Here is a 6,866-nt window from a genome sequence, read left to right as displayed (position 1 = left end):
ACACTTATACTGAACATAATATCCTCTAATCATTATAGTATAGTTAACAAAAGATCGATGAAGCCATTAAAAACTTATACAAGCCAATATGAACTTTCAATTAACAGTCAGTATAGCTGAAGTAATCTAAGTCAATTATGATTGCATATTTATTTTAATATTTTTATAATTATGTAAAATATATTCGATATGGGGGAACTAAAATGGAACTGATTCCTGAGTCCGCTAATTTCATGGACTATCTGGAAGAATTAGATGTGATCGATTTTTCCCATCCTTTCATCCAGAAAAAAATAAATGAATTGTTTCATGAAGGGCAGTCAGAAATCGAAAAGGCTAAAATAGCGTTTGAATTTGTAAGAGATGAGATTTCGCACTCGTGGGATATACAAAGCTCAAGAGTTACATGTAAAGCTTCTGAGGTACTTTACTATAAAGAAGGAATTTGTTATGCCAAAGCGAACCTATTAGCAGCTTTATTAAGGTCTCAAGGAATCCCGACAGGTTTTTGTTATCAACGGCTCATGCTATTCGATACACCTGACAAGGGTTATTCCCTTCATGCGCTGAATGGCGTTTTTCTTAAATCTTTAAATCGTTGGATTCGTTTAGATGCCCGTGGAAACAAACCAGGAGTACAGGCGGAATTTTCTATAGATAAAGAAATATTAGCTTTTCCAGTCCAAGAAGAGTTTGACGAAAAAGATTTTCCAATCATTTATACTAAACCGAGCCCAAAAACCATTTCCGTTTTAAAGGAACACATAGATGCATTAGAAATGTATAAATATTATTTGCCTGACAATTTATAAAGATTCACCTCTTTCATATATATACTTTTTTTAATTAATAGTCGCATTAGTTCGTGAGAAATAAAAAAAGGTAAGCAAACATATTATACATGACTAATGGTGCTTACCTTTATTTTTTAAGGATTTTTAGATTTTAGATCTCGATATAATAAAAACCTGCCTTCAGCGGGCGGAACGCGCCAGTACGTATAAAAAGTACGGCGCGCCGACAATAGCAACGACAATGCCGGCGTGAATTTCCGATGGCTGCAGCACCGCGCGGCCAACCGTATCTGCCCCTAATAACAGACACGCCCCAAGTAATGCCGACGCCGGCACGACATGCGCATGATGCGCGCCAACAAGCCGCCGCGCCAGATGAGGGGCGATGAGTCCGACAAACCCGATCCCGCCGCTTACCGATACAGAAGAAGCAGCTAGGGCAACGGCGGCCGCCAGCAACTGCAGCTGCTCTTTTGCCACCGCCACCCCAAGTCCCGTGGCGATCGTTTCGCCAAACGATAGCGCGTCCAGCACACGGGCTTTGTAAGATACGAAAAGAAACAGCCCCATCACCCACGGCAACAGCGCCCACACATAGTCCCACGTCGCTCCCCAAATGCTTCCCGTCAGCCAAACCGCCGCAAATTGATACAGCTCTCTGCTCAACCGCAGCGACAGCACCGTCATGAGCGCGCTTAACCCCGCGGCGACCGCCACACCTGTCAAAACGATGCGCCCGGGAAGCAGTCCTTGCTGTCGCTCGTACGACAACGCAAACACGAGAGCGGCCGCCAGCGCGCCGCCGATAAACGCAAGAAACGGGAGAAAGAGCGCAGGCGCGTCCGCACCGGTCGGGAACAAGGAAAGATACAGCACCACCATCACTCCCGCGCCGGTGGAAATTCCTAACAGACCTGGGTCGGCAAGCGGGTTGCGCGATATCGTTTGAATGATGCATCCGGACAGCGCCAGCCCGGCGCCTGCGAATATCGCAATCAACATGCGCGGCAGACGAAACTCAAATAAAATAAGCTCCTGCTTTGCCGTTCCCATGCCAACGAGCGTTTTTACCACTTCCATCGGATTCATGCGGCTTACCCCTGTATTAAGACTGATGGCAACGATCGCAAGCAGACAAAGGAAAAGAAGCGGAATCACCATACGACGGCGGCTCATGCAAATTCCCCCTTCCGTTTGCGGGAGACATACAGGAAAAACGGTACGCCGATTAACGCAAACAGCACACCGATCGGCGTTTCATACGGCGGGTTAATCATCCGCGCGCCAATGTCCGCCCAAATCATCAATAACCCGCCAAGCACCGCGGAACACGGAATGACATAGCGATAATCGACCCCGACCAAAAAACGTGCCAAATGCGGAACAATAAGGCCGACAAAGCCGATCGGGCCGACCGCCGACACCGCTCCGCCGGCAAGCACCAGCACCACAATCGCTCCCGCTAACTTCACCATTTTCGTTTTTTGCCCTAATCCGACCGCTACTTCCTCTCCAAAACTGAGAAGCGTTATCGACCGCCCCAATAATAAGGCGAAAACTAAAGCGGAAACAAGCCATGGCGCTAGCAGTTTCAGTTGGCTCCATTTCACTCCTGCCACACCGCCGGCAAACCAAAACGCCAATTCCTGGCTTAGCTGAAAATGGATCGCGATTCCTTCGCTAAGCGAGGTAAACAAGGCGCTGACCGCGGCTCCCGCCAGCACAAGGCGAATCGGCGTCATCCCGCCTCTAGAAAGCGCGCTGACCCCATACACGAGCGCCGCGGCAACCGCGGCGCCGCAAAACGACCAAAGGATAAGCGCTTGATACGAAAGACCGGAAAAAAACGCAAAACAGACCGCCACCGCTAATGTCGAACCCGCATTGAGCCCAAGCAGCCCGGCATCAGCAAGCGGATTTCGCGTCATTCCTTGCATGATCGCACCCGCAACGGCAAAACCCGCACCGACAAGCACATCGGCAAGAGTGCGGGGCAAGCGCAAATCGCGGATCACGGCGTGGGCGGTTTGCCGCGCATCGTAATGGAAAAGCGCATTCCACACGGTCGCTAAGCCGATATCCGCCGCGCCGACTGATATCGATACAGCGATGCTAAAAAGAATGGCGCTCAGTCCAACGACCAGCACCAGCGCCGCCGCCCACGGGCGTGACGGCGATTTTCGATCTTTTTCTCGTATTCCTATTTTCATTCTCTCTCTCCTTGCTAGCAGCGCATCCTATTTTTGTTTAGCGGAAAGAAGCGTATCGACGACAAGATCGAGCTGATGTTCAAGTGAAATCGCATCCGAAAACCAAATGTCTTCGATCTTCATTTCATAAACATGATGGTTTTTAACCGCGTTTAAGTTTTTCCAAATCGCACTGTTTTTCAGCTCTTTTTCCGCCTGTTCGGTTCCGTCCATTTTATATACCGTCCAAAACATATGATCAGCGGCATAGTCAGGCAATGCTTCTAGCGAAATCAATTTCCATTGCGGGCCTTGAATCACTTCTTGCTTAATTTTTTCTGGTGGTGTCAGCTGCAGAGCATTGTAAATAATTTGACCGGCGTGGCCAAAATTGTCGCCGATGACATAAAAATCTTTTCCTTGCAGTTTATAAATACCAACGGTTTCATTTTTACCAATGACACCTTTAATTTTTTCACGGGCGGCTGCCGCTTTCTCCTCAAATTGTTGAATCCATTGCTCCGCTTCCTTTTGCTTGCCGAGAAGCTCGCCAAATACGCGCATTTCTTCCTGAATGTCTTTATAATGGCCGAATGGAATGAAAACAGTTGGAGCGATTTTCGATAGCTGTTTGTATTGGTCTTCTAAATATACAATAATCAAATCAGGCTTTAATTCTGCGACTTTTTCTAGGGAAATCGGGTTACCGACGTTTTCAATCTCTTTTGCTTGTTCTTTTATGTACGGGTTCTCCATGACTGCCTGCGTGACGCCGACTGGTTTTACCCCGAGCGCCAGCGCGTTTCCTAAAAATTCATACGGCATCACCACCCGCTTTGGATGAACGGGAATTTCTACTTTTTTGCCGTTCGCCATCGTAAATGTCTTCATTGCTTTCTCTTCTGTTTTTGCCTGCTTTTCCGTGGCCGCATTATTTTTCTCGTTTCCGCAGGCGGCTGTGAATACAAGAATAAGAACCACCATTATCATCCATGCTATATTTCTTTTTTTCTTCCACATCTTCTTGATCCCCCTCTAAACGATAATGAAAACCACAACTAATAGAAATGATAATCATTTTCATTAAATTTGTCAATAAAAAAATGGGGAAGCTAACCCTTATAGGAACTAGCTTCCCCATCTAATTAAAATGGATATGTTCTCTTCTTTGTTTGATTTCTTTTTTCCTGGCCACCGTAATCGCAAGGGCGACATCTTCGCCAAAATCGTCAAAAAGCTGCTTTGCCTCAGCGAGCAAAGATACATGGCGTTGAAAACCAATCATGCAAATGCCGTATTCGCTTTCCTCATCTTTAATTGGGACACTAAACCATGTCGTGATATCATTCCTTCTTAATAAATCAATTAATGGGCACGTGTCGTTGCCTTCCATCTCCTGAAACGTTACACTTCCTTCAAACAATCGGGGCGAGCAGCTGGCAATCTCAATAGGAGGATATGTCGTTCCGTATAGAAAGTCGCCCTGATACAATGTAGGGACTACATCATTTCCTTCTTTTAATACAATGGCAATTAAATCGCATTCGAGCTCCGCCCGAAACGAATTGACCAAGTATTGCAACGCTTCTCCTTCCGTATCAAACTTCACTAATTTTCTCGCCGTCGTCCGCAAATGGTTTTCAATTTTTTTCATTAGCTTTTGCCGCTTGCTTGGCTCCATGCCCCGTTTCTCCTTTATTTGTAATCAAATCTCATCGTCGACATGCATTGAGGTTGTTATTAAGCGGCGGCACTTAATAACAACCTCTCGTTTATCCTCCCCATGAAGGAGGAGATCTGATCCGTCAGCTCGTATGCGCCTTCGTTTCGATCGTCTTTGCCAGCTCAATGAAGAAGTCAAGCGCCTCCGGATTCGCCATCGATCCTGGATTGACCGCTTTTTCGAGCGGGAAGCCGAGAAGCAGTTTGCGGATTGGGATTTCCATTTTCTTTCCGTTTAATGTTTTTGGAATTTGCTTCACTTCGTAAATTTCATCCGGGACAAAGCGCGGCGACACGTTTTGCCGGATGGCTTGCTTGATTTTCTCTTTTAACGCCTCATCGAGCACCGCTCCCGGCTTCAATACGACAAAAAGCGGCATAAACGAGGTTCTGCCCATCATTTCCAAATCGATGATCAGGCTTTCGAGCACTTCGTCGACCGCTTCCACGGCGCGGTAAATCTCGCTTGTGCCCATGCGGACGCCAGCACGGTTAATGGTGGAATCAGAGCGTCCGTAAATGACGCAGCCGCCTTCCTCATCGATTTTAATCCAGTCGCCATGCTTCCAAACCCCTGGATACGTATCGAAATAGCTGCTGATATAGCGCTCATGATTGCTGTCGTTCCAGAAAAACAGCGGCATCGACGGCATCGGTTCGGTAATCACGAGCTCCCCGACTTCATTAATTAATGGCTTGCCATTTTCATCAAATGCCTGCACATTTACTCCTAACGCGCGGCAGGAAATGATGCCGGCGCGAACCGGCAAAATCGGCGAGCCGCCGACAAAAGCGGTGCATACATCCGTCCCCCCGCTGCAGGAGGCTAAATTAATATCTTCCTTGACGTTTTCGTATACCCAGGCAAATCCTTCGACAGTGAGTGGAGACCCGGTAGAAAGAACCGTCTGCAAATGGGACAAGTCGTACGATTCTTTCGGCTTCAGTCCAAGTTTCATGCATATGTTGATAAACGCTGCGCTCGTGCCAAAATGGGTAATCTTCGCTTTTTCGGCCAGATCCCATAATACGTTTCCGTCCGGATAGGTTGGACTGCCGTCATAAAGCACCACTGTTGTCCCGGCCAGCAAGCCGCCGATGAGAAAATTCCACATCATCCATCCCGTTGTCGTAAACCAGAAAAACGTGCTCTCCTTTGTCATATTTTCCGCAATCATGAACATCTTTAAATGCTCCAGCAAAATGCCGCCATGCCCTTGGACAATTGGTTTTGGCAGTCCGGTTGTGCCTGAAGAGTATAAAATCCAGAGCGGATGGTCAAACGGCACATATTCGTAGAAAAGCTCTCCTTTTTCCTGAATAATATCCTCCCATAATAACACGGAATCATCCGGCGCTTGCACCTGTTCGCGCCAATACGGAAGCAAAATCGTCTTTTTCAGCGATGGCAGTTTTTCGCGTAATTCATGGACAATCGGCATCTTATCAAATTCTTTGCCGTTATATTGGCAGCCGTCGATCGCAAACAGCACGGTCGGCTCGATTTGCTGGAAGCGGTCAATGACGCTGCCCGCGCCAAAATCCGGCGAACAGCACGACCAAATTGCGCCAATGCTGGCGCACGCCAAAAAGGCGATTACCGTTTCCGGAATGTTCGGCATATACCCAACAACGCGGTCTCCCGGCTTGACGCCGATTTTTTTGAGAGCGTTTGCCACAGCCGCCGTTTTTTCCTTTAATTCCTGCCAAGATACTTCCCGATAAGGGATGCGCTCCGAACGGAAAATAAGCGCCGGGCGGTCATCGCGTACATGTCGGAATACATGCTCCGCATAATTTAACGTTGCCCCCGGGAACCATTTTGCGCCAGGCATTTTGTGTTCTTCCAGCACACATTGATATGGAGTCGCTGATTTGACGCCGCAATATTCCCACACCGTTTCCCAAAAGTCTTCTAGCTGCTCGACTGACCATGTCCATAATTGCCGATATGTTTCAAAAGAAAGCCCCTTTTTTTCTTTGAGCCAGTCCATATAACGTTGAATGTTGGATTTCTCTATTTGCTCTTTTGTCGGTTTCCAAAGCACTGTTCCTTCCGTAATCGCTTTCATGATGATCTGCGTTTCAAAACGCAGACGTCACCACCTTTCCTTAGACTTTTGGCGTTTATGATACAGAATTATTAGACTATTTATATAAT

6 protein-coding genes are annotated in these 6,866 nt (G+C 47.2%); 1 reads left to right on the top strand and 5 read right to left on the bottom strand.

What is annotated here, in order from left to right:
* Window positions 1-203 precede the first annotated feature (203 nt).
* Window positions 204-812 (top strand): transglutaminase-like domain-containing protein, encoded by a 609-nt coding sequence (locus GCA01S_RS12790; RefSeq protein WP_042410502.1) that lies wholly within the window; start codon window positions 204-206, stop codon window positions 810-812.
* Window positions 813-974: 162 nt separating this feature from the next.
* On the opposite strand, the gene GCA01S_RS12785 is transcribed toward GCA01S_RS12790, so the two are convergent.
* The 5 genes from GCA01S_RS12785 to GCA01S_RS12765 all read right to left on the bottom strand — a co-directional run bounded on the left by GCA01S_RS12785 (window position 975) and on the right by GCA01S_RS12765 (window position 6,777).
* Window positions 975-1,970, bottom strand: a complete 996-nt coding sequence (locus GCA01S_RS12785) for a FecCD family ABC transporter permease (RefSeq protein WP_042410499.1) — start codon at window positions 1,968-1,970, stop codon at window positions 975-977.
* Entirely contained in the window at window positions 1,967-3,004 is a 1,038-nt protein-coding gene (locus GCA01S_RS12780; protein WP_042410497.1) for a FecCD family ABC transporter permease, read from the bottom strand. Before GCA01S_RS12780 ends, GCA01S_RS12785 begins: the two co-directional genes overlap by 4 nt.
* 27 nt (window positions 3,005-3,031) lie before the next feature.
* Window positions 3,032-4,003 (bottom strand): iron-hydroxamate ABC transporter substrate-binding protein, encoded by a 972-nt coding sequence (locus GCA01S_RS12775; protein WP_042410496.1) that lies wholly within the window; start codon window positions 4,001-4,003, stop codon window positions 3,032-3,034.
* Window positions 4,004-4,124: 121 nt separating this feature from the next.
* Window positions 4,125-4,664, bottom strand: coding sequence for a hypothetical protein (locus GCA01S_RS12770; protein ID WP_042410493.1), 540 nt, complete (start codon window positions 4,662-4,664; stop codon window positions 4,125-4,127).
* A gap of 124 nt (window positions 4,665-4,788) precedes the next feature.
* Complete coding sequence (locus tag GCA01S_RS12765) at window positions 4,789-6,777, bottom strand: acetoacetate--CoA ligase (RefSeq protein ID WP_042410491.1); 1,989 nt, start codon at window positions 6,775-6,777, stop codon at window positions 4,789-4,791.
* Window positions 6,778-6,866: the final 89 nt, after the last annotated feature.

Source organism: Parageobacillus caldoxylosilyticus NBRC 107762 (genome assembly GCF_000632715.1).
GTDB lineage: Bacteria > Bacillota > Bacilli > Bacillales > Anoxybacillaceae > Saccharococcus > Saccharococcus caldoxylosilyticus.
Note: the sequence above shows the minus strand (reverse complement) of the source record. Positions and strands in the feature narration are given on the sequence as shown.